Origin of the sequence: Conyzicola sp. (genome assembly GCF_046714715.1) — a bacterium.
Taxonomy (GTDB): domain Bacteria; phylum Actinomycetota; class Actinomycetes; order Actinomycetales; family Microbacteriaceae; genus Conyzicola.
In genome coordinates this window covers 1-19,702 of the sequence record NZ_JBKKAD010000069.1, presented here as the reverse complement: position 1 = coordinate 19,702, position 19,702 = coordinate 1, and the positions used below count along the sequence as shown (strand labels likewise).

Annotated in this window: 24 protein-coding genes; 12 read left to right on the top strand and 12 right to left on the bottom strand. The window is 69.2% G+C overall.

What is annotated here, in order from left to right:
* The 4 genes from ACLQ6X_RS05770 to ACLQ6X_RS05755 form a co-directional block, all read right to left on the bottom strand.
* Window positions 1-928, bottom strand: a 928-nt coding sequence (locus ACLQ6X_RS05770; protein WP_411699219.1) for a TIGR03364 family FAD-dependent oxidoreductase, incomplete at its 3' end; no start/stop codon positions are given.
* Entirely contained in the window at window positions 925-2,652 is a 1,728-nt protein-coding gene (locus ACLQ6X_RS05765; RefSeq protein ID WP_411699218.1) for a PhnE/PtxC family ABC transporter permease, read from the bottom strand. The genes ACLQ6X_RS05765 and ACLQ6X_RS05770, both read right to left, overlap by 4 nt.
* A complete protein-coding gene (gene phnC / locus ACLQ6X_RS05760; RefSeq protein ID WP_411699217.1) occupies window positions 2,649-3,479 on the bottom strand; it encodes a phosphonate ABC transporter ATP-binding protein in 831 nt (276 codons plus the stop codon). The genes ACLQ6X_RS05765 and phnC overlap by 4 nt, the downstream gene beginning before the upstream one ends.
* A 39-nt stretch (window positions 3,480-3,518) precedes the next feature.
* A complete protein-coding gene (locus ACLQ6X_RS05755; protein WP_411699216.1) occupies window positions 3,519-4,448 on the bottom strand; it encodes a phosphate/phosphite/phosphonate ABC transporter substrate-binding protein in 930 nt (309 codons plus the stop codon).
* 168 nt (window positions 4,449-4,616) lie between these two features.
* On the opposite strand from ACLQ6X_RS05755, the gene ACLQ6X_RS05750 reads away from it, so the two are divergent.
* Window positions 4,617-5,366, top strand: a complete 750-nt coding sequence (locus ACLQ6X_RS05750) for a GntR family transcriptional regulator (RefSeq protein WP_411699215.1) — start codon at window positions 4,617-4,619, stop codon at window positions 5,364-5,366.
* Window positions 5,367-5,376: 10 nt separating this feature from the next.
* On the opposite strand, the gene ACLQ6X_RS05745 is transcribed toward ACLQ6X_RS05750, so the two are convergent.
* Window positions 5,377-6,255, bottom strand: a complete 879-nt coding sequence (locus ACLQ6X_RS05745; protein ID WP_411699214.1) for an EamA family transporter — start codon at window positions 6,253-6,255, stop codon at window positions 5,377-5,379.
* 187 nt (window positions 6,256-6,442) lie between these two features.
* Entirely contained in the window at window positions 6,443-7,063 is a 621-nt protein-coding gene (locus ACLQ6X_RS05740; RefSeq protein WP_411699213.1) for a dihydrofolate reductase family protein, read from the bottom strand.
* A 246-nt stretch (window positions 7,064-7,309) separates the two neighbouring features.
* Here ACLQ6X_RS05740 and ACLQ6X_RS05735 point away from each other — a divergent pair, with 246 nt between their 5' ends.
* The 6 genes from ACLQ6X_RS05735 to ACLQ6X_RS05710 all read left to right on the top strand — a co-directional run bounded on the left by ACLQ6X_RS05735 (window position 7,310) and on the right by ACLQ6X_RS05710 (window position 12,278).
* Complete coding sequence (locus ACLQ6X_RS05735; RefSeq protein ID WP_411699212.1) at window positions 7,310-8,077, top strand: ferritin-like domain-containing protein; 768 nt, start codon at window positions 7,310-7,312, stop codon at window positions 8,075-8,077.
* 53 nt (window positions 8,078-8,130) lie between these two features.
* Window positions 8,131-9,204 carry a DNA glycosylase AlkZ-like family protein gene (locus ACLQ6X_RS05730; protein WP_411699211.1) on the top strand — a complete coding sequence of 358 codons (1,074 nt, stop codon included), beginning with the start codon at window positions 8,131-8,133 and terminating at the stop codon, window positions 9,202-9,204.
* Window positions 9,205-9,262: 58 nt separating this feature from the next.
* Complete coding sequence (locus ACLQ6X_RS05725) at window positions 9,263-9,751, top strand: histidine kinase (protein WP_411699210.1); 489 nt, start codon at window positions 9,263-9,265, stop codon at window positions 9,749-9,751.
* 87 nt (window positions 9,752-9,838) lie between these two features.
* Window positions 9,839-10,684: a DUF4097 family beta strand repeat-containing protein gene (locus ACLQ6X_RS05720; RefSeq protein ID WP_411699209.1), complete on the top strand. Its 846-nt coding sequence runs from the start codon at window positions 9,839-9,841 to the stop codon at window positions 10,682-10,684.
* A gap of 38 nt (window positions 10,685-10,722) precedes the next feature.
* Window positions 10,723-11,520 (top strand): ABC transporter ATP-binding protein, encoded by a 798-nt coding sequence (locus ACLQ6X_RS05715; protein ID WP_411699208.1) that lies wholly within the window; start codon window positions 10,723-10,725, stop codon window positions 11,518-11,520.
* Window positions 11,517-12,278, top strand: coding sequence for an ABC transporter permease (locus ACLQ6X_RS05710; protein WP_411699207.1), 762 nt, complete (start codon window positions 11,517-11,519; stop codon window positions 12,276-12,278). Before ACLQ6X_RS05715 ends, ACLQ6X_RS05710 begins: the two co-directional genes overlap by 4 nt.
* Window positions 12,279-12,335: 57 nt before the next feature.
* Here ACLQ6X_RS05710 and ACLQ6X_RS05705 read toward each other — a convergent pair whose 3' ends face one another.
* On the bottom strand, window positions 12,336-12,827 hold the full coding sequence (locus tag ACLQ6X_RS05705) for a universal stress protein (protein WP_411699206.1): 492 nt from the start codon (window positions 12,825-12,827) through the stop codon (window positions 12,336-12,338).
* A gap of 56 nt (window positions 12,828-12,883) precedes the next feature.
* Window positions 12,884-13,387, bottom strand: a complete 504-nt coding sequence (locus ACLQ6X_RS05700) for a helix-turn-helix transcriptional regulator (RefSeq protein ID WP_411699205.1) — start codon at window positions 13,385-13,387, stop codon at window positions 12,884-12,886.
* 168 nt (window positions 13,388-13,555) lie between these two features.
* On the opposite strand from ACLQ6X_RS05700, the gene ACLQ6X_RS05695 reads away from it, so the two are divergent.
* Entirely contained in the window at window positions 13,556-14,416 is an 861-nt protein-coding gene (locus tag ACLQ6X_RS05695) for a universal stress protein (RefSeq protein WP_411699204.1), read from the top strand.
* 32 nt (window positions 14,417-14,448) lie between these two features.
* On the opposite strand, the gene ACLQ6X_RS05690 is transcribed toward ACLQ6X_RS05695, so the two are convergent.
* Complete coding sequence (locus ACLQ6X_RS05690) at window positions 14,449-14,817, bottom strand: VOC family protein (protein ID WP_411699203.1); 369 nt, start codon at window positions 14,815-14,817, stop codon at window positions 14,449-14,451.
* Window positions 14,818-14,880: 63 nt separating this feature from the next.
* Here ACLQ6X_RS05690 and ACLQ6X_RS05685 point away from each other — a divergent pair, with 63 nt between their 5' ends.
* On the top strand, window positions 14,881-15,324 hold the full coding sequence (locus ACLQ6X_RS05685) for a MarR family winged helix-turn-helix transcriptional regulator (RefSeq protein WP_411699202.1): 444 nt from the start codon (window positions 14,881-14,883) through the stop codon (window positions 15,322-15,324).
* 4 nt (window positions 15,325-15,328) lie between these two features.
* On the opposite strand, the gene ACLQ6X_RS05680 is transcribed toward ACLQ6X_RS05685, so the two are convergent.
* The 3 genes from ACLQ6X_RS05680 to ACLQ6X_RS05670 are packed head-to-tail and all read right to left on the bottom strand — an operon-like array spanning window position 15,329 to window position 17,192.
* The gene (locus tag ACLQ6X_RS05680) at window positions 15,329-15,826 is read right to left on the bottom strand and encodes a TetR/AcrR family transcriptional regulator (RefSeq protein WP_411699201.1); all 498 of its coding nucleotides are present in this window, start codon (window positions 15,824-15,826) and stop codon (window positions 15,329-15,331) included.
* Window positions 15,827-15,848: 22 nt separating this feature from the next.
* On the bottom strand, window positions 15,849-16,304 hold the full coding sequence (locus ACLQ6X_RS05675; RefSeq protein WP_411699200.1) for an SRPBCC family protein: 456 nt from the start codon (window positions 16,302-16,304) through the stop codon (window positions 15,849-15,851).
* A 54-nt stretch (window positions 16,305-16,358) separates the two neighbouring features.
* Window positions 16,359-17,192, bottom strand: coding sequence for an alpha/beta fold hydrolase (locus tag ACLQ6X_RS05670; protein ID WP_411699199.1), 834 nt, complete (start codon window positions 17,190-17,192; stop codon window positions 16,359-16,361).
* A 220-nt stretch (window positions 17,193-17,412) separates the two neighbouring features.
* Here ACLQ6X_RS05670 and ACLQ6X_RS05665 point away from each other — a divergent pair, with 220 nt between their 5' ends.
* From ACLQ6X_RS05665 to ACLQ6X_RS05655, 3 genes are all read left to right on the top strand, one after another.
* The gene (locus tag ACLQ6X_RS05665; protein WP_411699198.1) at window positions 17,413-17,958 is read left to right on the top strand and encodes a WHG domain-containing protein; all 546 of its coding nucleotides are present in this window, start codon (window positions 17,413-17,415) and stop codon (window positions 17,956-17,958) included.
* A 112-nt stretch (window positions 17,959-18,070) separates the two neighbouring features.
* The gene (locus ACLQ6X_RS05660) at window positions 18,071-18,910 is read left to right on the top strand and encodes an SDR family oxidoreductase (RefSeq protein WP_411699197.1); all 840 of its coding nucleotides are present in this window, start codon (window positions 18,071-18,073) and stop codon (window positions 18,908-18,910) included.
* A gap of 57 nt (window positions 18,911-18,967) precedes the next feature.
* A complete protein-coding gene (locus ACLQ6X_RS05655; protein ID WP_411699196.1) occupies window positions 18,968-19,543 on the top strand; it encodes an RNA polymerase sigma factor in 576 nt (191 codons plus the stop codon).
* The last annotated feature ends 159 nt before the right edge of the window (window positions 19,544-19,702 follow it).

Below are 19,702 nucleotides of genomic sequence, written 5' to 3'. Positions count from 1 at the left end.
GCAGCAGGTCGCTCGTCACCTCGCTCTGGAAGGGTGAGGGGGTCACCGACTTGTGATGCGAGTCGCCGACGATGAGGCTCCCGTCGGGAAGCTGGGTGTACATCTGGTTGAGGTCGATGGCGGCGAGGTCCGGCCGCTCGGTGTGCAGGCGTTCGCGCACGGCGGCGGCCTGCGGCAGCGTCGCGAACGCGCTGTAGCGGATGAGCGACCACCCGGTCAGCAGCGGCGCGGCCAGCGGCCGGGCGAGCGGGATGCCGACGCGCAGCATGTCCAGCGCGCAGCGCACGATGCCGTGGTGTTCGGCCAGTTCGGGCAGCAGCTGGTCGATGTCGTGGTTCACGGCGACCACGACCGTGTCGGCCGAAACGGTGCCCCTGCTGGTCTCGACGGTTTCCGTCGCCACCCGGCCGACCGAGGTGCGCATGCGGAATTCGACGCCCAGGGAGACCAGGTGCCGGATGATCGCGGGCGCGGCCGAGCGCGGATCGGTCTGCAGGTCGTAGGGCAGCAGGGCGCCCCCGACCAGCAGTCTTCCGTCGACGGGCAGGGCCGCCGCGGTCTCCGCCGCGTCGAGCATGCGCAGGGACGGCGCGTCGCCGAGGCCGGCGCCGAGGTGCTCGGCGGACGCCTCGAGCAGTGCGAGCTCGTCGCGGTGCCGGGCGACGACGTGGGTGCCGGATTCGCGCAGCCAGAATCCGGCGTCGCGCGCGAGGCGCATCCAGATCTCCCGCGAAGCGCGTCCGTACCGCAGCGCGTCGCCCGACTGCGGGGTGAAGCAGAGGTGCCCGAAGTTGCGCACCGTGGCGCCGACGGGCTCGGCCGTGCGGTCGATCACCACGACGCGCAGTCCGCGCTGGGCGGCGGCGTAGGCGGCACCGAGGCCGACGATGCCGGAGCCGACGACGGCCAGGTCGAAGCGGTCGCTCATCGGAACACCCGGCGCATCCACATCGCGAGTCCCTCGACGATCAGCACCGTGACCAGGATCATCAGCACGATCGCGGTGACCGTGGCGTAGTTGGAGCCCTGGCTGGAGTTGAGCAGGTAGTACCCGATGCCGCCGCCGCCCACGATGCCGAGCAGGGTAGCCGCGCGGATGTTCGTGTCGAGCAGGTAGAAGGTGTGGCCGAGCATCGCGCGGGACGCCTGCGGAACGGTCGCGCCGGCGTACACCTGCAGGCGGCTGGCGCCGGTGGCGGTCAGCGCGCGTTCCGGTCCGCTGTTCACTTCCTCGAGGGAGTCGGCGATCAGCTTGCCGAGCAGGCCGATGCCGCCGACCGCGAGGGCGATGGTGCCCGCCTGAGTGCCGAGCCCGCTGATCACGATGAGCACGATCGCCAGGATCAGCTCGGGAATGCCGCGCACGGTGACGAGCAGCAGCCGGAAGGCGCCGCGTGCCGTGCCGTTCGGCGCCACGTTGCGGGCGGCGAGCGAGCCGACGACGACCGACGCGACGACGGTCAGCAGCGCGGCGGCGAGGGCGATCACGACCGTCTCGCGCATCGCCTCGACCATGGTGGCCGCGTCGTAGCTGCCGAACGAGGGCGGCCAGAACTGCACGGCGACGGCCGGAACGCGGGCCCAGAAGGTCGCGAAGTCGGCCCAGCGGATGTCGCTGACGAGCACCGCCGCGACGACGGCGACCGCGGCGATCACGCCGGCGGCGGTGTTGCGCACGCGGGCCGGAGTCCAGGGGCGACGCAGCGCCGACTCCGGGGTGGACGCGCGGATGGCCGCCGGTTGGCGGGGCGACCTGGTGGGGCGGATGCGACGGAGGAGCCGGTCGATTGGGCTCGACCCCGTGTGGGCGGAGCCCAGCATGGCCGCGCGCACCGACCCGGAGATGATCTCCATGGCGACGCAGAGCGCGAAGATGACGATCGCGATGCCGAGGCCGCGCCCGTAGTCGAGCGACTTGAACGCGTACGACATCTCGAGGCCCAAACCGGCAACGCCGACGTAGCCGAGGATGACGGAGCCGCGCAGGTTGATGTCGTTGCGGTGCAGCACGGTGGCCACCCAGGAGGGCAGCACCTGCGGGAGCACACCCGCGGTGAACTCCTGGAACTTCGTGCCGCCCGCCGCGCGGATGGCGAGCCGGGGGCCCTCGTCGACCTGTTCGATCGCGTCGGCGAACATCTTCGAGATCATTCCGACCGAGTGGATGCCGATGGCGAGAATGCCGGGCAGCGAGCCGAGCGAGAACATCAGCACGAACACCATGGCGAGAACGACGTCGGGAACGGCCCGCGCCAGCACGCCGAGGAACCGCGCGAGCCCGCGCCAGGCATTGCCCGGCGAGGTGTTCGACGCGGCGAGGTAGGCGAGCGGCACCGACAGCACGGCCGCGAGCAGCGTGCCGGTGAGCACGAGACCGAGGGTCTGCGCCGTCAGCGCGACCAGTTCGGCGGGTTCGGGGAAGGTGATGGCTCCGACCCGCACGAAGAAGCGCTCGGCGTTCGACCAGCTCTCGATCATGCGGGGAACGGAGATGTCGATCTCGATCAGTGCCGCGATCGCCAAGACGACGAGCGCGCCGAGGGTGAGCACGGCGGCGATGCGCTCCGGCGAGCGGCGCGGGCGCGGCGCCCGCTCGGCGACGCTCGCCTCGGTCGGCCGTGCCGTCGTGCGCGGCGGGAGTGTGGTCGTCACAGCGCGGCCTCGGGAGACATCAGCTCGGACTGCACGGCGTGCAGTTCGGAGGTCGTCGTCGCGACCCGACCGTAGATCTCCATGACCTCGGCCTTGGAGAGCCCGGCGGCCGGCAGGTCGAGCACGACGGCGCCGTGGCGGAGGCCGACGATGCGGTCGGCCCACGCGATCGCGAGGTCGACCTGGTGCAGGCTGCAGAGAACGGTGAGGCCCTCTTCGGCCGCGATCTCGCGGATCAGCGCCATGACCTGGTCGCTCGACTCGGGGTCGAGCGAGGCGACGGGCTCGTCGGCGAGCAGGATTCTCGGGTTCTGCATCAGCGCCCGGGCGATCGCGACGCGTTGCTGCTGGCCGCCCGAGAGGGTGTCGGCCCGCTGGTACGCGCGGTCGAGGAGGCCGACGCGGTCGAGGTGCTGCAGCGCCCGCAGTTTCTTCGATCTGGGGTAGCTCCACAGTCCGAGGCGCGGACCGCGCAGGGTGGCGAGCGCACCGGTCAGCACGTTCTCGAGCACCGACAGCGAGGGCACCAGTTCGAACTGCTGGAAGATGAAGCCGACGCCGCCGCGCAGGGTGCGCAGGCGACGGCCGCCGAGGGTGGCGACCGCCTGGCCGAGCACCGTCACAGAGCCGCTGGTCGGCAGCTCGAGCGCGTCGATGTGGCGTAGGAGGGTGGACTTGCCCGACCCGGAGAGTCCGAGCAAGACGACGATCTCGCCGCGGCGCACGGTGAGGGATACCCCGTCGAGCGCGGTGGTCGAACCGAACTGTTTCGTGAGCGCTGCCAGCTCGACAACGGTCTCTGGCGCAGTGGGTGGTGTCGTCGTCATCGGATTCTCCGGATCGGGTTCGTCAGTACCGCTGGATGGTTACTTCTGGCACTGCGTGGCGTCGGTCGCCTCGCAGATGTCGCGGATCTGGTTGTAGTACTCGTCGTCGACCGGGGTGGTGGCGTAGAAGACGCTGCGGAAGCCGTCGGAGTCTGCGCTGTCGATGCCGGCAGCGACGATGTCGTCGGCGGTGACCTCGGAGAGGATCTCGCGCAGCTTGTCCTTCACGTCGTCGGGGAGGGTATTCGACTCCACGATCGGGGCTCCGGGCACCATCGTGCGGGCGATGACCTCGACCTTGTCGGACTTGGCCACTTCGCTGTCTTCCGCGAAGCCGGCCTCGCACTCGACGCCCTCGCCGACCTTCTGCACGCTCACGTCGTGCTTGCCCGCGAACACGGGGGTGATGTCGGCCTCGGGGTCGACGCCGGCCTCGATCAGGTTGTAGCTGGGGAAGAGGTAGCCGGAGGTCGACGACGGGTCGACGAAGCAGACCTTCTTACCCTTCATGTCTTCGATGGAGGCGATGTCGCTGCCCACGGGCACGATCGCCTCGGAGTAGTAGCCGGGCTCCTGGCCCTCGGCCGTGATGATCGACGAGATCGGGGTCAGCTCGGCGCCGTTGTTGGTGGCGGTGACGTAGGTGAAGCCCGAGAACGACGCGACGTCGATCTGGCCGGCGATCGACGCCTCGATGAGGGCGGCGTAGTCGGTCGACTCGTGGTACTCGACGGTCTTGCCGGTCTCCTGGGCGATGTAGTCCATGAGCGGCTGGTAGTTGGTCTCGGTGTCGACCGAGTCGGGCACGACGCCGAAGACGAGCGTCTCGGAGTCGACGGCGTATCCGCCCTCGGAATCGGCTGCGGAGGAGTCGGTGGAGGATGCTGCGCTGGAGCAGCCGGTGAGTGCGAGAGTCAGGGTACCGGCGACGGCGAGCGTCGCGAGCGAGATGCGAGAGCGGGTGATCATGATCGCCTTTCGGGCAGAGTCGGTGGGGACGTGCAAAATCCTCCCCGACCCCGTACTACTTGTATACCTATCTCGTCCAGTGTTTAGGACTTGTTCACCTAAGTGGCCGGGAGGAAGACACGGCGGGCCGCGACTGTCCCAAAACCCCGTTCCGAGTAGGGTGCCTACGTGGCCGACGTTATGTACAAGCAGATAGCCGACGAGTTGCGGTCGGCGATCCAGGCGGGGCGCCTCCGCCCGGGCGACGACGTGCCGTCGGAGAGCGAGCTCGCCGAACGGTGGAACACGTCGCGGGGCCCGATCCGCAATGCCTTCGCGGCCCTGCGCGCCGAAGGGCTCATCGAGACCACCCGCGGCCGACCCGGCCGGGTGATCGAACGCAAGGTGCACCAGGCCGTCGACGTTTCCATCCCGTTCACCCGGTGGGCCCTCGACATCGGCGCGAAGCCGGGAGCGGTGACGCAGCGGGTGAGCCTGCGCCGGTCCGACAGCGAACAGGCGGCCCTGCTCGGGGTCACCGAGGGCGACCTCGTGGTCGAGGTGCTGCGGCTGCGGTCGCTCGACGACCGACCGACGATGGTCGAGCGTCTCACCTACATCGAACCCGTCGGCCGGCACCTGTTCGACGTCGATCTCGACACCGTTTCGATCACCGAGTTTCTCGAGTCGCGCGGCTGGATGTCTGCCGAGGTCGACCACGAGATCGATGCCGTGGCCGCGGACGAGACGGACGCGTCGCTGCTCGGGCTGGAACCGGGCGCGCCCATCCTGCGCCTCCGCCGGATCACCCGCCACACCGACGGACGCACGATAGAGGCCTCGGATGATCGGTACCGCAGCGACATCGTGCGGTTCACCGTCTCGGCGTCAGGACGCCACCCCGAAGGGGACCACTTCATCCGGCCGCTCGGCCGCTGACCGCCCCCGCTCACCAGGCGAGCAGCAGCACCCCGCCCACCACCACGACCGAGGCCGCGACGCGTCGCACCGCCGAGCCCTCCCGCAACACCACCACGCCGAACAGCGACACCAGCACCACGCTCACCTCGCGGAGGGGCGCCACGAGCGCGACCGGCGCCATGGTCACAGCCGTCAGCACGAGGATGTACGACAGTGGCGAGAGCACGCCGAACGCCAGGATGCGCGGCCAGTGCGCGCGGCCGACGGCGAGCATCTCGCCCCGGCGCCGGTAGACGCGTGGTGCGTAGAGGAACAGCTCCACCACGGTGCATCCGACCATAAACGCCACCGGCGACAGGTCCCACGTGCGCAGCGCGTGCGTGTCCCAGATCGTGTATGTTGCGATCGCGGCCCCCGTCAGCACGCCGAAGACGATGCTCGGGTCGAGGCGTCGCCGAATACCGGGCACGGGATCGGCGCGGTCGATGAGCCCCGTGGCCACGACGCCCGCGACGATCACCGCGATGCCGAGCACCGCGAGCAGGCCCACGTGCTCGCCGAGCAGAACGACGGCGAGAAACGAACTCAGCGCCGGACCCGTGCCGCGCGCCGTGGCGTAGACGGTCGACAGCCGGCCGCGCGCGTACCCCTGCTGAAGCACGAGCATGTAGACGACGTGCAGCACCCCCGAGACCCCGGCGCCGATGGCGAACCCGGCCACGAGGTCGGGCCCGTTCTGGCCGAGGCCGCCGGTCAGCGGGATCACGGGGGCCCAGATCACAGTGCTCGCGAGCGCGCCCCACCACAGGAACGGCACGCCGACCCGGCTCACGCCGTGGGCGACCACGTTCCACGCCGCGTGACAGACGGCAGCAGACAACACGAGAACGAAAGCGAAAGCAGACACGGGGACCTTCCTGGCTCGCGCGAGGGCGCGACACAGTGGTCCTCCAGGCTTCTATCCCTTGAGATGACGGCGTCCGATGGCGGGCAACCGTGGCGCCGCTCGAACCAGACGGACTGTGTGTCCCGGAACCCTAGGCGCTATCGGGGGCGAGCCTAGCAGGCGCGGGCAAACACTCCGCGCCGGGGGTTCAGGCCGTCATGTCGCCGGTCTCGGGCGCTCCTCCTGCCGGGCCGTAGCGCAGCAGCACCGCGCCCCTCTCCGAGGGGGCGGGAGGGGCGAGCAGTTCGAGGGTGGCGGGCTGACCGTCGTCGGGGAACAGCCGTTTGCCGGCGCCGACGACGATCGGATAGACCCACAGGTTCAGCACGTCGAACAGTCCGTGCGCGACGAGAGAGCGGGCGAAATCGATGCTGCCGACGACGTGGATGCTGCGGTGCCGGTTGCGAAGGTCCGTCACCGCTGCGGCGAGGTCGGGTGCGAGAAGATGCGAGTCGCGCCAAGGGAGTTCGGGCGTGCCCCGCGACGCGACGTACTTCGGGATCGCGTCGAACGCGCGCGCGATCTCGGAGTCGGAGTCGAGCTGTCCCGGCCAGTAGCCGGCGAAGATGTCGTAGGTGCGGCGGCCGAGCAGCAGGGCGTCGGCCTCCCGGATGCCGTCGATGACCTGGCTGCCGACGATGGTGTCGATCAGCGGGGCCTGCCACCCGCCGAACGCGAAGCCGCCCTCGTTGTCTTCGTCGGGCCCGCCGGGGGCCTGTGAGACCCCGTCCAACGTGGTGAACAGGTCGATGTGGATGCTGCCGGGCACGGGGATCTCCTCCGCTTCGAGGTCGGGTGAGCCGCGGCATCCGCACCGCGTCTGCCACATGTTCGCAAACGGCGACGCGCCCTGTCAACGCCCGTTCCACGCTCCTCGCGGTTCGCCGGGATTCTCCGGCCGCAGGGTGGCGAAATGCGTCCACCGGTCGGGCGGTGGCCGGCGCCCGAGCGTCATTCGCAGTGATGACGCGCCCGCCGGAATCCCGGCCTAGAGTCGAGAACGACGGGAGGCCGAATGACATCGTTTGACGACTGGGTCGTGCACTTCGAGGCCAATGACGAGCACCATCGCGCGACGGAGCCGATGATCGACTGGTCATCCCCCGCGGAGGTTCAGGGACGCGCCAGGGGTGCGTTCGTGCGATCATTCCAGCGGTTCGAGCTCGGGGAGAGCGGCGAGGGTGCGCATCTGCTCGACCTGGCAGCCGCCGCCGGCGACCCCGCCTACACGGAGGCGCTGACCCTGCTCGTGCGCGAAGAGCAGAAGCATTCCGCCCTGTTCGGTCGCGCGCTCGGGTACCTCGGCGCTCCCACGCTCGACTCCCACTGGAGCGATGCCGCGTTTACCCGGTTGCGCCGTCTGCTCGGCCTGCGCACGGAGATCGGCTTGTTTCTGATCGCGGAGAGCGTGGCGATGGGATACTTCGTCGCACTGGCCGAGCGCGCTCCCGACCCGGTTCTGCGAGCCGTCGGGCGACGCATCGCCGACGACGAGCGCGACCACATCCGTTTCCAGGTCGATCGGCTGCGCGTCGGGTTCCGAGGTACGCCGATGCCACTGCGTGCCCTCGTCGGCGTCGCGTGGGGCGTGGTCGCCGCGGGGGCGGCGACAGTTCTGGTCGTAGACCACGGCCAGGCTCTCCGGGCGTGCGGCGTTTCGCCGATCGAATACTGGGGCCGCGCGATGCGCAGCTTCCGGGCGGCGGCCCGTTCGGTTCTGAAGAATCCCGAGGCGACGCTGCTCGGCCCCACGCCGCTCGCCCCTGCGCGCGCGGCCGGTTAACCGCGCAGCTGCGGGCCTACCCGACGCGCGCCGGCAACAGTATCGTCGAACGCGTGACGCACCAGCTCACGCGCGACCAGGCCCGGCGCATCGTGGTGCGCGCCCAACTGCTCGATGCCGACCGGCCGACCGACGTCGTCGGGGTCGCCGAGGAACTGGGCGCGATCAAGATCGACCCGACCGCCACCATCGCGCCGGCCGAGCACACCATCCTCTGGTCTCGACTGGGATCGGCCTACGACCCGTCTTGGCTGCGGAAGGCGGTGGAGGTCGACCGGCTGTTGTTCGAGTTCGAGGGGGCGTTTAGGCCGGTGAGCCTGCTGCCGCTCATGCTGCCGGCGATGCGGCGCTGGCCCACCCACCCGCGCAGCCGGGAGTGGCTCGACGGCAACGACCGGTTTCGCACCGAGGTGCTCGCCCGGCTGCGGGCGGAGGGACCGCTGCTGGCGTCGGAGATACCCGACACGGCCCAGGTCACGCGCCCGCCCGACGGCTGGTCGGGGCCGAACCAGGTGGTGCACATGCTCGACTTCCTGCAGAAGCAGGGCGAGGTGGCCGTCGCCGGGCGGGAGGGCCGACACCGCCGGTGGGACCTCGCCGAACGCGTCTACCCGGCCGGCCTGCCAGAGCACGAGCACGATGAGGCCGAACGGCTGCTGAACGAGCGGCGGCTGCAGGCGGCCGGCATCGCCCGACAGAAATCACCGTGGACACCCGTGGGGGAGGCCGGCGAACCCGCGACGATCGACGGGATGCGCCAGAAGTGGCGGGTCGACCCGCAGGCGCTCGCCGCGGTCGAGCGGGACGACGGAGGGCGAGTGGCATTCCTGAGCCCGTACGACGGCATGCTGTTCGACCGGCCGCGACTGCGCGACCTGTTCGAGTTCGAGTATGTGCTGGAACAGTTCAAGCCGAAACCGCAGCGCAGATACGGCTACTTTGCGCACCCGATCCTGATGGGCGACCGATTCGTCGGGATGCTCGAGGCGGAGGTCGACGGCAACAACGAACTGCTCGTGGTGGCCGCGGTGCACGAGCTGCTGCCGTTCGACGCCGAAGAAGACGAGATGGTGCGAGCCGAGATCGCCGATCTGGCCGAGTGGCTGGGCGTCGCCGTAGCCGACTGACACCTCCCTGACACCATTGGTGGTTGACATGACACCACAGTGGTGTCACGATGGTGCAATGGAACTCGGACAGTACGTCAACGAACTGCAGCGACAGCTGGTGGATGCCGCGGCGAACGGCGCGGACGACACCCGCGCTGCCGCCGAGCGGCTCGCCGCCGGGTTGGATGCCGCGACTCGCCTCGTGCTGCTCGACGCCCTATCGGCCGCGGTCGGCGAGATCACCCGCGACCTCGCACCGGGCTCGGTCGACCTGCGGTTGCGCGGGCGCGAGGTCGAGTTCGTCGTCTCCCAGCCCGGCCCCGAGGCCGACCCCGACGACGCGCCCGTGGCGCACGTCGACCTGGACGATGCCAGCACCTCGCGCACGACCCTGCGCCTGCCTGACGCGCTCAAAATGCGGGTCGACGAAGCGGCAGCGGCCGACGGCCTGTCCGTCAACTCATGGCTCGTGCGCGCCATCGCCTCGGCGCTGCAGCCCAAACAACGCCGGTCGGCGCAGCGCGCGGTGCGCACCGGCGACAACTTCGCCGGGTGGGCGCGCTAGGCCCCGGCCCCCCCACCGCGCACCATCCACGAGCCCCGCGAACCCACGGGGTCGACCGAACACGCCCATAGGAAGGGACGCTTCACCATGCCCATTTTCACCACCCCCAGCCCGATCGACCTCGCCGTCAACCTGCCGGTCGGCCTCCTCGAGATCGTTGCCAGCGACCGCGGCGACACCGTAGTGACCGTGTCGCCCACCAGTCCGTCGAAGGTCGTCGACCGGCGCGGCGCCGAAGAAACCACGGTCGACTTCGACGGCAACCGGGTCACCGTCACGGGGCCGAAGCCCCGCTTCGCCATCATCGGCCCGTCCGAGTCCGTCGACGTCAGGGTCGAGCTGCCCACGGGCTCCCGGCTCACCGCCGAGGTCTCGCTCGGCGGCCTGAGCGCCGCCGGCACCCTCGGGGCGACCCGGATCAAGAGCTCGATGGGGCCCGTCGACCTCGACTCCGTCGGCCACCTGTGGCTGCGCGCCGGGCACGGCAACGTGACCGTCGGCACGGCCGACGGCGACATCGAGATCACCGCCGACCACGGCCAGATCCGGGTAGGCACGATCACCGGCGACGCGAACCTCAAGGCGTCGCATGGAAGCATCGAGGTCGGCGAGTCCGGCGGTGACCTCGAGGCCAAGCTCTCCTACGGCGACCTGGAGATCACGAGGGCGCTCGCCTCCGTCACGGCGAAAACCGCGTACGGCGCCATCAAGCTGCACGAGGTGTCGGGCGGTTCGATCCAGATCGAGAGCGGCCACGGCCAGGCGACCATCGGCGTGCGGCCGGGCGTTCCCGCCTGGCTCGACCTGTCGTCGAAAGACGGGCGCGTGCGCAACCAGCTCGACGGCGACCGCGCCCCCGACGACACGGAACAGGCCGTCGCGGTGCGCGCCCGCACGCAGTTCGGCGACATCACCGTCCAACGGGCCCGGTAGCCCGGGACATCCGAATACAGGAAGAAAGGGAACGAGATATGACAACCGAACGGGATCGCGAAGCGGCGATCCGGGTACAGAACCTGCACAAGTCCTTCAAGGAGTTGCACGTGCTCCGCGGCGTCGACTTCGACGTGGCGCCGGGCAGCATCTTCGCCCTCCTCGGTTCGAACGGCGCGGGGAAGACCACGATCGTGCGCATCCTGTCGACGCTGCTGCGGCCCGATTCCGGGACGGCGACGGTCAACGGGTTCGACGTCACCGCCGACCCGCTCAGCGTGCGCGAGTCGATCAGCCTCACCGGTCAGTTCGCGGCGGTCGACGAGATACTCTCCGGCCGGGAGAACCTGGTGCTGGTTGCAAAGCTGCGGCACCTGAAGAACCCTGGCGGGGTGGCAGACGAGTTGCTCACGCGTTTCGCTCTGACGGATGCCGCGTCCCGGAAGGTCTCGACCTACTCGGGTGGCATGCGGCGCCGCCTCGACATCGCGATGAGCCTCATCGGCCGGCCGAAGGTGGTCTTCCTCGACGAGCCGACGACGGGACTCGACCCCGAAGCGCGCCTCGAGGTGTGGCAGGTCGTGAAGGAGCTCGCCGGTCGGGGCACCACCGTTCTGCTCACCACCCAGTATCTCGACGAGGCGGAGCAGCTCGCCGACCGTATCGCCATCCTGCACGAGGGGCGCATCATCGCGAACGGCACCCTCGCCGACCTCAAGCAGCTGCTGCCACCCGCAAAGGTCGAGTACGTCGAGAAGCAGCCGAGCCTGGAAGACATCTTCCTCGCCCTGGTGGGCAACGGCGCGAAGACCGAAACCAGAAAGGACAGATCATGAGCACCCACTTCTTCTCAGACACCGCCGTCTTGCTGGGCCGCTCGATGCGCCACATCACCCGCAGCGTCGACACGATCATCACCACGGCGGTCACACCGGTCGCCCTGTTGCTGCTCTTCGTCTTCGTCTTCGGCGGCGCGATCGATACGGGCAGTGAGAGCTACGTCAACTACCTACTGCCAGGGATCATGCTGATCGCGATCGCCTCGGGCATCGCCTATACGGCGGCGCGGCTGTTCAACGACATGCAGAGCGGTATCTTCGAGCGGTTCCACTCCATGCCGATCACCCGCTCGTCGGTGCTGTGGGCGCACGTGGTGACGTCGCTGTTCGCGAACGCGCTCTCGCTCGTGCTCATCGTGCTGGTGGCGCTGGCGATCGGGTTCCGCACCTCGGCGAGTGTCGGGGCGTGGCTCGCGGTCGTCGGCATCCTGATGCTGTTCACGCTGGCGCTCACCTGGCTCGCGGTCATCGCCGGGCTGTCGGCGAAGACGATCGACGGCGCGAGCGCGTTCTCGTACCCGCTGATCTTCCTGCCGTTCATCAGCTCGGCCTTCGTGCCCACCGAGACCATGCCTGGCCCGGTGCGCGCGTTCGCCGAGAACCAGCCGGTCACCTCGATCGTGAACACGATCCAAGACCTGTTCGCGGGTCGCGCGGTGAGTGGCGACATCTGGATCGCTCTCGCCTGGTGCGTCGGGATCCTCGTGGTGGCCTACGGTTTCGCGATGATGGTCTACCGGCGCAAGATCGCCTGAGCGACACACGCGATCCCCCGGCCGTGCGCGGCCGGGGGATCGTCGCGTGCGATCGGTCTACGACTCGGTCCCGGCCTTGGGGTCGCTCGGCCTGACCACGAGCACCGGGCAGTGCGCGTGCCTCGTGCACTGCTCGCTGACCGAACCGAGCAGCAGGCTCGAGAACCCGCCGTGCCCGCGCGACCCGACGACGAGCATCAGGGCACCGGGGGAGGCGGAGATGAGCACCGCCGCGGGTTGTCCGAACTTGGCCGTGAACCGGAAGGTCACCTCCGGGTGCGCGGCGACGAGGGCCGCGACGTCGCCCTCGAGAATGCGCGCCACCTTCGCGGACGCCTCGTCAAACGATGCCACATAGCCGTCCGACACGAGCGTGCCGTGAGGGGCCGTGTCGATGGTCCAGGCGCGCACGACGAGCAGCGTCGCCCGCAGGCGTTCGGCCAGTCGCAGTGCGAGAGCGAACGCCGCTTCGCCTCCGCGGGAACCGTCGTGGCCGACGACGATCGTGTCGGAGAGGTCGGGCGTTTCTTTAGATCCGGATGCCTGCATGCTCACACTGTGCACCGTTGCGGGTGGGGCGGGCAGGGCCGAAGGTCCCACAGGGTTCAGTTGCGCGCCCGCACCGGGTAGCCGGCCGGTGGGCGCGGCGCCGTGCGTTCGAGCCGCACCGCCACCACCGCCGCCTGTGCCCTGTGGGTGACGCCCAGTTTGGAGAACAGGCCCGAGACGTAGTTCTTCACCGTCTTCTCGGCGAGACCGAGTTCGTCGGCCATCTCCCGGTTGGTCATGCCCGTCGAGATGAGCCGCAAGAGCTGGCGCTCCCGCAGGGTGAGATCGAGCTCGGGCGGGGCGGCGATGGGCGTAGACAACCGCGCCAGCACGACGCGGAGCTCGACGATGCCGTGGTCGAGCGCCTTGATCGCCGAGGCGACCCCGGCTCGGGCGGCAGCATCGTCGGGGCACAGGTTCACGGCCTCGAGTTCTAGCCCGACGCAGAACAGGCGTTGCAGAACGTGTTCGTTCAGGTCGCGCGCGATGCGTTTCCGCTCGGCCAGTAACAGCGCGGAGTCGATGGTCACGCCGGCGAGGCGATCCTGTGTGTCAGTCACGGTGCTCACCCGTTCGCGGTCACCGCGGCGATGCTGCCAGCTGCGATGCCGCGTGTGTGTCGCTCGACGTCCCATAGGACGTTCGGCCCTGCCGCAAACCCTCGCGGACCAGCAGCATTGTCCTGGCGTTGCACCGATTATCGTCCGCAGAGGAGACAGGGAGCAATCGTGTCCGAGAAACTGATGGTCGCCGTTGACAACCGGGGTATCAGCGAGCCCGTGCTCGCCTGGTTGACGCAGCGGAGGCGCGCCAACGCGGGCCACCTCGAGGTGGAGATCGTCACGGTTGCCGAGCTCGGGTGGATACCGGCGAACACCGCCGAGATCGAGTACCGCAAGGTCTACGAACACGCGCTGTGGGAGGCCAGGGAGACGCTCGCCGCGGCCCTGCACGGTGCGGTCATCGAGACCACCATGCTGTGGGGAACGCCGTCGGAGCAGCTGGTCGGTGTGTCGGGGCGCGCAGACCTGCTGATTCTGGGCAGCGACAAGACGGGGGTCGTGGCCGGATTCGTCTCGGGCACGCTGCCCCTGCGCGTCGTCACCCACAGCGCCTGCCCGGTCGTGGTCGTGCCGGCCGGATGGACCGCGGGCGAGCGCGGCGTCGTCGCCGGAGTTTCGCTGGAGCCCTCCGACTTCGCCGTGACGGACTTCGCGGCGAGGGAGGCCGAGCGTACGCATGGCGAGCTGCGGCTGGTTCACGCGCTGCCGATACCGCCGGCCCTGCTCAGTGCCGACCTGATCGCACCGGTCACCCGCGACGACGTGCGGGAATCGGCGGAAGGAGCGTTGAAGGTCGCCGTCGACGATCTGTTGGTGCGCTACCCGCGGCTGTCGATCTCGGCCTACACCACCGACATCCGCGCTGCGCAGGCGCTCGCGGTTGAGGCGACAAACGCGGACCTCGTTGTGGTCGGAACCCACGGTCGCGGCTTCCTCCGCCGGATCGTGCTCGGCTCCGTCAGCCACGACCTCCTGCTGAACACCCCGTGCCCGGTCGCGGTCGTGCACAACCGGGAGGGGCACTGAGCGTCGCCGCCCCGACGCCGGCGGGTCGCGACCTATGCCCGGTCGTGGAGGGTGATCTGGTAGCCGTCGGGGTCGGCGAAGGTGAAGGTGCGGCCGAAGGGGCCGTCGATCGGGGCTGAGACGATCGTGTGGCCGTCGGCGACGAGCGCGTCGTGGATGGCCTGGACCTCGGTGGCATGGAGCCAGATCGCGGCTCCGATGCCGGGCTGGGCGACGGATGCGAGATCGGTGCCGGCAACGATGTCGCGCAGCGCGAACGCGACCGGGGTCGTCTCGAAGACGACGGCGTGGGGCGGTCCCGCCTGCGAGCGGACGAGGCCGAGGTAGCGCTCGTAGAACGCCTGCGACGCGTCGAGATCGCGGGTCTGGAGGGAAATGAAGTCGGGGCCGGTAACGGGCATGATGATGCTTCTTTCGTGTGTGTCAGTTATCTGACATAAATCACTCTATGTCAGAATGTTGACATGAGTCAAGACGGAGTCGACCTCGAGACATCGCTCGGCTACCTGCTGAAGGAAGCGTCGAGCGCCCTCCGCGCCGCCATGGAGGCAGTGCTGCGCCCGCTCGGGATGACCGTGACGCACTACTCCTGCCTCGAATTGCTCGCCCAGCGCCCTGGCCTGTCCAACTCCGAGCTCGCGCGGGGAACGTTCGTGACCCGGCAATCGATGAACGTGCTGCTGCAGGCCCTGGAGCGTGACGGGCAGGTGACCCGGCCCGCCGAGGCGCGCGTCGGAAAGGTCTTGCCGACCCAGCTCACGCCACGCGGTCGACAGAAGTTGCAGAAGGCGACGGTTGCGGTTCGCTCGGTCGAGGAGCGGATGCTGGCTGGCATGAGTGTGACCGACCGGGCGAGTGCCTTCGCCGCCATGAAGAGCATGATCAGCTCCCTGCGCGACGACGCCTAGGCCCTCAGGGCCGATCGTCGAGAGCGACGATCAGCCCGTGCACCAGCCGTTCGAAGCTGCGGTCGATATCGACGCCTCTTCCGAACGCCCGCTGATTCTCGAGGCTCAGGAAGCCGTGAAGGGTCGACCGTGTCGCTCGGGCGGCGTCGATCGTCTCCTCCGCACCGAGGTCGTACGACCCCAGCACGGTCGAGATGACGTCGAACGCAGTGGCCGCCGTCTGCGACGCCTGGTATGTGGCCGGGTGCAGGTGGGCCCATTCGCGGTACGACCGCGAGAGAGAGCGGATGGCATCCGATCCCGCTCTGCCGGCGGTCGCCCGAACGAGCACGCCGTTCAGCTCGTGCGCGGCCCGGACGCCAACGCTGTGCCGGAGGTCGGCGACCCCGTCGACGTACTTGTACAGCGACGGTTGCCTCACCCCGAGCCGCTGGGCGACGGCGGCCAGGGTGAGGTGCCCGAGACCGACCTCGTCGGCGGTAGCCGCTGCCGCCTCGATCACGCGTTGCCGGGTGAGCGCCGCCCTAGGCAACGTGCAGCTGGTGCGACGTGCGGGCCGCACGAGCTTCGACGCGGCTTTTCAGCGCCCGGTTGAACGCCGCGTATCCACCATCGTCGTGGTTCTTCGCGAAGAATCCCTCGAAGGGCCTGGTGAGCACGCCGGAGAATGTCTCGCTGTTGTCGAGCTGGGTGGTGCCGTCTTCTCTGCGCACGAGCGTGAAGCTGTGCTCCCCGAGAAACAGGCCCGCCGTGATGATGGTTGCTGACCATTGCAGCCGCCGATTCGTGTCGGCGGCGGTGACGGCCGAGGTGAACCAGAAGCCGGGCATACGCATGGAGAGATTCGTGCCGACCACTGGTGCGCCGTCGATGCGGGAGAAGTTGCTCCACTCGCCGTAGGCAGAGAAGTCGGAGAGGACCTCCCAGACTTCTTCGGGGGTGGCAGCGATGTGGATGGTAGTTGCCAGGACGATGCTCATGATGGGATCCGTTTCTTTGGTTGTGCGGTCGGGGGTGGGCCGGAGGCACCGGCCCTAGGCGCGGTGGATCGTCTTGAGGAAGGAGAGCACGGCGTCGGCGGTGACCTCGGGTTGCTGCGACTGCGGGTAGTGGCCGGCCTCGGCCACCATCACCACCTGGGCGCTGAGCGCGTCGCCGATGAAGCGGGCCTCCGCTTCGGGGTTTTTGAAGTCGGGGTCTTTGTCGCCCATGACGACGAGCGTCGGAGCGGTCACCGCGCCGAGCTTCGCCTCGGCGGGGTCGTGTGTCGTCTGCCGGGTGGTGAGCGAGAACGCTTTGCCGTAGGCGCTGCGCTTCAGGCTCGTGACCACTGCTCTGCGGTACTCGTCGAAATCGACGGGCTTGCGACCGGCGTAGAGGGTGGGCATGTAGCCCTTCCAGACGGCAGCGATCCAGAGCGGGTTCATCATCGCGCGAAACGCGAGGGTGATGAACGCGTTCGCCGGAGGATTGCGCACGAACGGACCGACGAGCACGAGGCCGTCGACCTGAGCCGGGTGGTCGGCCGCGACGATGACCGCGGCGCCGGCGGCCAGGGAGTTGCCGACGATCACCGCCGGTCGGCCGAGCTGCTCGATGAGCGCGTGGATGTCGCCGGCGGTGGCGATATCGCCGTACGAGGTGAACGACGTGTCGCTGTCACCGTGGCCGCGGAGGTCGGTGGTCGCCACCGAGTAGCCGGCGGCGACGAGAGCCGGGGTCAGGTGGCGGTACGAGGAGCGGAGTTCGCCCATGCCGGGCACGAGAACCAGGAGCGGCCCATCGCCTTGGAGGTCGTATGCCACGCGGCCTTCCGGGCGGGCAACGTAGTGAGTGGAGAGGGACGGGGGCGGGGATGATGTGGTCATGCAGCTAGTATGCATCCCCGTTTAGCTAGCGTCAATAGCTAAACCGGAAAATTCGAGCTCGAGAATTCGGCTATTGACACTAGCCCGACGGCGGGGGACCCTTAGCTTATGTATCGAACCACCGCTCACCCTCTCGGGCGCACTATCGCGATTTCCGAGCGCTCGGCCTGTGCCTAGGGCGGGGCTGAACCGCGACCGGGTCGCGGAAGAAGCAGCCGTCATGGCCGACGAAGTCGGGCTCAGCACACTCACGCTGGCCGCCTTGGCAGAGCGCCTCGGCGTCCGGCAGCCCTCCCTCTACAAGCACATCGACTCGATGGCCGGCCTGCACCGCGACATGGCCGTCCACGCCAAACGGGCTCTCGGCGAGATTCTCGCCCGTGCCTCGGTCGGCCGCTCGGGAGCCGACGCCATCACCGCGATGTCACACGCCTACCGAGGCTGGGCGCTCGCGCATCCGGCCAGGTACGAAGCGTCCAACCGCATGCCAGCGCCCGGAGACGTCGAAGACGAAGCGGTCTCGCTCGCGGCGGTACAGATCATCGCCGACGTGCTGACCGCCTACCGCCTCGAGGGTGACGACGCGGTCGATGCGATCCGTGCCTTCCGTTCTGCCCTGCACGGATTCGTCTCCTACGAGACCGTCGGAGCCTTCCAGCTGAGCGCCGACGTGGATCGCAGCTTCGACCGGCTCGTACGCGGATTCATCGTCGCGCTCACCCAGTGGGCCGACACCGATTCGACCGTCCCGCACGCGGCCACCTAGACGGTCCCCGAACGGGCCGTATCCGAGCCGCGCGGCATTGTCGACCACTCGCGCCCGGGAAGCCGATCGTTGTGTACTGGGGCTGACCCACAACGACCCCAAGGAGAGCGCAATGTCGCAACCGGCCCAGCAGCAGGACGCCCCAGGCACAACCCAGGCGATGACGCCGGTGCCCGACCACGGCGAAGACTCGTACCGCGGTTCCGGTCGGCTCGAGGGCAAGGCCACGATCATCACCGGAGCGGACAGCGGCATCGGCCGTGCGGTGGCGATCGCCTTCGCCCGCGAGGGCGCCGATGTGCTGATCAGCTACCTCGAGGAAGACGCCGACGCCGAGGCCACCCGCCTCCTCGTCGAGGCGGCCGGCCGTACCGCCGTACTCGTACGCGGCGACATCTCCGACCCCGCGCACTGCCGCCAGATCGTCGCGACCGCGGTCGAGAGATTCGGCCGCGTCGACGTGCTCGTGCACAACGCGGCCTTCCAGCGCACCCACGCCGAGCTCGACGAGATCGGCGACGACGAGTGGGACTACACCCTCGCCACGAACCTCAGCGCGTACTTCCACCTGGCGAAGGCCGCGGCCGCCCACATGACCAGCGGCTCGTCGATCATCGCGACGTCGTCGATCCAGGCCGATAGCCCGTCTCCCGAGCTGCTTCCCTACGCGGCGACCAAGGCCGCCATCACGAACATGACCGCGTCGCTCTCCCAGCTGCTCGGGCCGAAGGGCATCCGGGCCAACGTCGTCGTGCCCGGACCGATCTGGACGCCCCTCATCCCCTCGACGATGCTGCCCGAGAAGGTCGAGAGCTTCGGCGACGATACCCCGCTCGGGCGCGCCGGTCAGCCCGGCGAGGTCGCTCCCGCCTTCGTGCTGCTCGCCTCCGACGAGGCCAGCTACATGTCGGGGGCGGTGGTCGCTGTGACGGGCGGAAAGCCGCTTCTCTAGCGTCCGAAAAGATTCGGGGCCGGATGAACCTTCTAGGGGGTGCCGGACAATACAGGTATGTCCAACGCCACGACCGACGCCGAATACTGGCAGGTCGCACTCACCGGTGATGGCGACAGCTTCGCCGCGGTGTTCGAACGGCATCAGCACCGGGTGTTCCGGCACAGCCTGGCCCTCGTGCCCAGCTTCGACGACGCCAAAGACGTGGTCGCCGTCGCCTTCCTCGAGGCGTGGCGCAAGCGGTCGAGCGTGCGGTTCGTCGACGGCTCGCTGCTGCCGTGGCTGCTCGTGACCGCGACGCACGCGGCCCAGAACATCAGCCGGTCGGCCAGGCGGTACCGCGACCTGCTCGATCGGGTGCCGCCCTCGGACGATGTGCGCGATCCCGCCGAGGCGCTCGATGACGGTCCAGCCGTGGCCGCCCTCGGCTCGCTGTCGCAGAACCATCAGATGATCGTGACGCTGTGCATCATCGAGGGGTTGACCATCGCCGAGGCGGCGCGGGTGCTGCGCGTGCCGGCGGGCACCGTGAAGTCGCGGCTGCATTTCGCCAAGAAGGCGCTCGCCGACCATCTCGCGGCCCATCGCCCCGCCATGACACTGACCGAATCCTTCGAAGGGACCCACCGATGAGCGACCCACGACTGCGCCAGGAGCAGGTGAACGCGATGCGCGCGATGCTCGTCTCCACCGTCGAAGCGCCCGGCGCCAGCGCCCGCCCGGCGCGCATCGTGCGCCGCGTCGGCTTCGGCGCCCTGGCGGCCGGCGCGCTCGCCGCGGTAGTGGCCGCGG

Bases quoted from the DNA above. Each gene is read 5' to 3' on its own strand.
- ACLQ6X_RS05725 (WP_411699210.1), top strand. From the start codon at position 9,263: ATGGAACTCGGACAGTACGTCAACGAACTGCAGCGACAGCTGGTGGAT.
- ACLQ6X_RS05655 (WP_411699196.1), top strand. From the start codon at position 18,968: ATGTCCAACGCCACGACCGACGCCGAATACTGGCAGGTCGCACTCACC.
- ACLQ6X_RS05675 (WP_411699200.1), bottom strand. From the start codon at position 16,304: ATGAGCATCGTCCTGGCAACTACCATCCACATCGCTGCCACCCCCGAA.
- ACLQ6X_RS05720 (WP_411699209.1), top strand. From the start codon at position 9,839: ATGCCCATTTTCACCACCCCCAGCCCGATCGACCTCGCCGTCAACCTG.
- ACLQ6X_RS05665 (WP_411699198.1), top strand. From the start codon at position 17,413: ATGGCCGACGAAGTCGGGCTCAGCACACTCACGCTGGCCGCCTTGGCA.
- ACLQ6X_RS05705 (WP_411699206.1), bottom strand. From the start codon at position 12,827: ATGCAGGCATCCGGATCTAAAGAAACGCCCGACCTCTCCGACACGATC.
- ACLQ6X_RS05715 (WP_411699208.1), top strand. From the start codon at position 10,723: ATGACAACCGAACGGGATCGCGAAGCGGCGATCCGGGTACAGAACCTG.
- ACLQ6X_RS05670 (WP_411699199.1), bottom strand. From the start codon at position 17,192: ATGACCACATCATCCCCGCCCCCGTCCCTCTCCACTCACTACGTTGCC.
- ACLQ6X_RS05710 (WP_411699207.1), top strand. From the start codon at position 11,517: ATGAGCACCCACTTCTTCTCAGACACCGCCGTCTTGCTGGGCCGCTCG.
- ACLQ6X_RS05755 (WP_411699216.1), bottom strand. From the start codon at position 4,448: ATGATCACCCGCTCTCGCATCTCGCTCGCGACGCTCGCCGTCGCCGGT.
- ACLQ6X_RS05735 (WP_411699212.1), top strand. From the start codon at position 7,310: ATGACATCGTTTGACGACTGGGTCGTGCACTTCGAGGCCAATGACGAG.
- ACLQ6X_RS05660 (WP_411699197.1), top strand. From the start codon at position 18,071: ATGTCGCAACCGGCCCAGCAGCAGGACGCCCCAGGCACAACCCAGGCG.
- ACLQ6X_RS05685 (WP_411699202.1), top strand. From the start codon at position 14,881: ATGAGTCAAGACGGAGTCGACCTCGAGACATCGCTCGGCTACCTGCTG.
- phnC (WP_411699217.1), bottom strand. From the start codon at position 3,479: ATGACGACGACACCACCCACTGCGCCAGAGACCGTTGTCGAGCTGGCA.
- ACLQ6X_RS05690 (WP_411699203.1), bottom strand. From the start codon at position 14,817: ATGCCCGTTACCGGCCCCGACTTCATTTCCCTCCAGACCCGCGATCTC.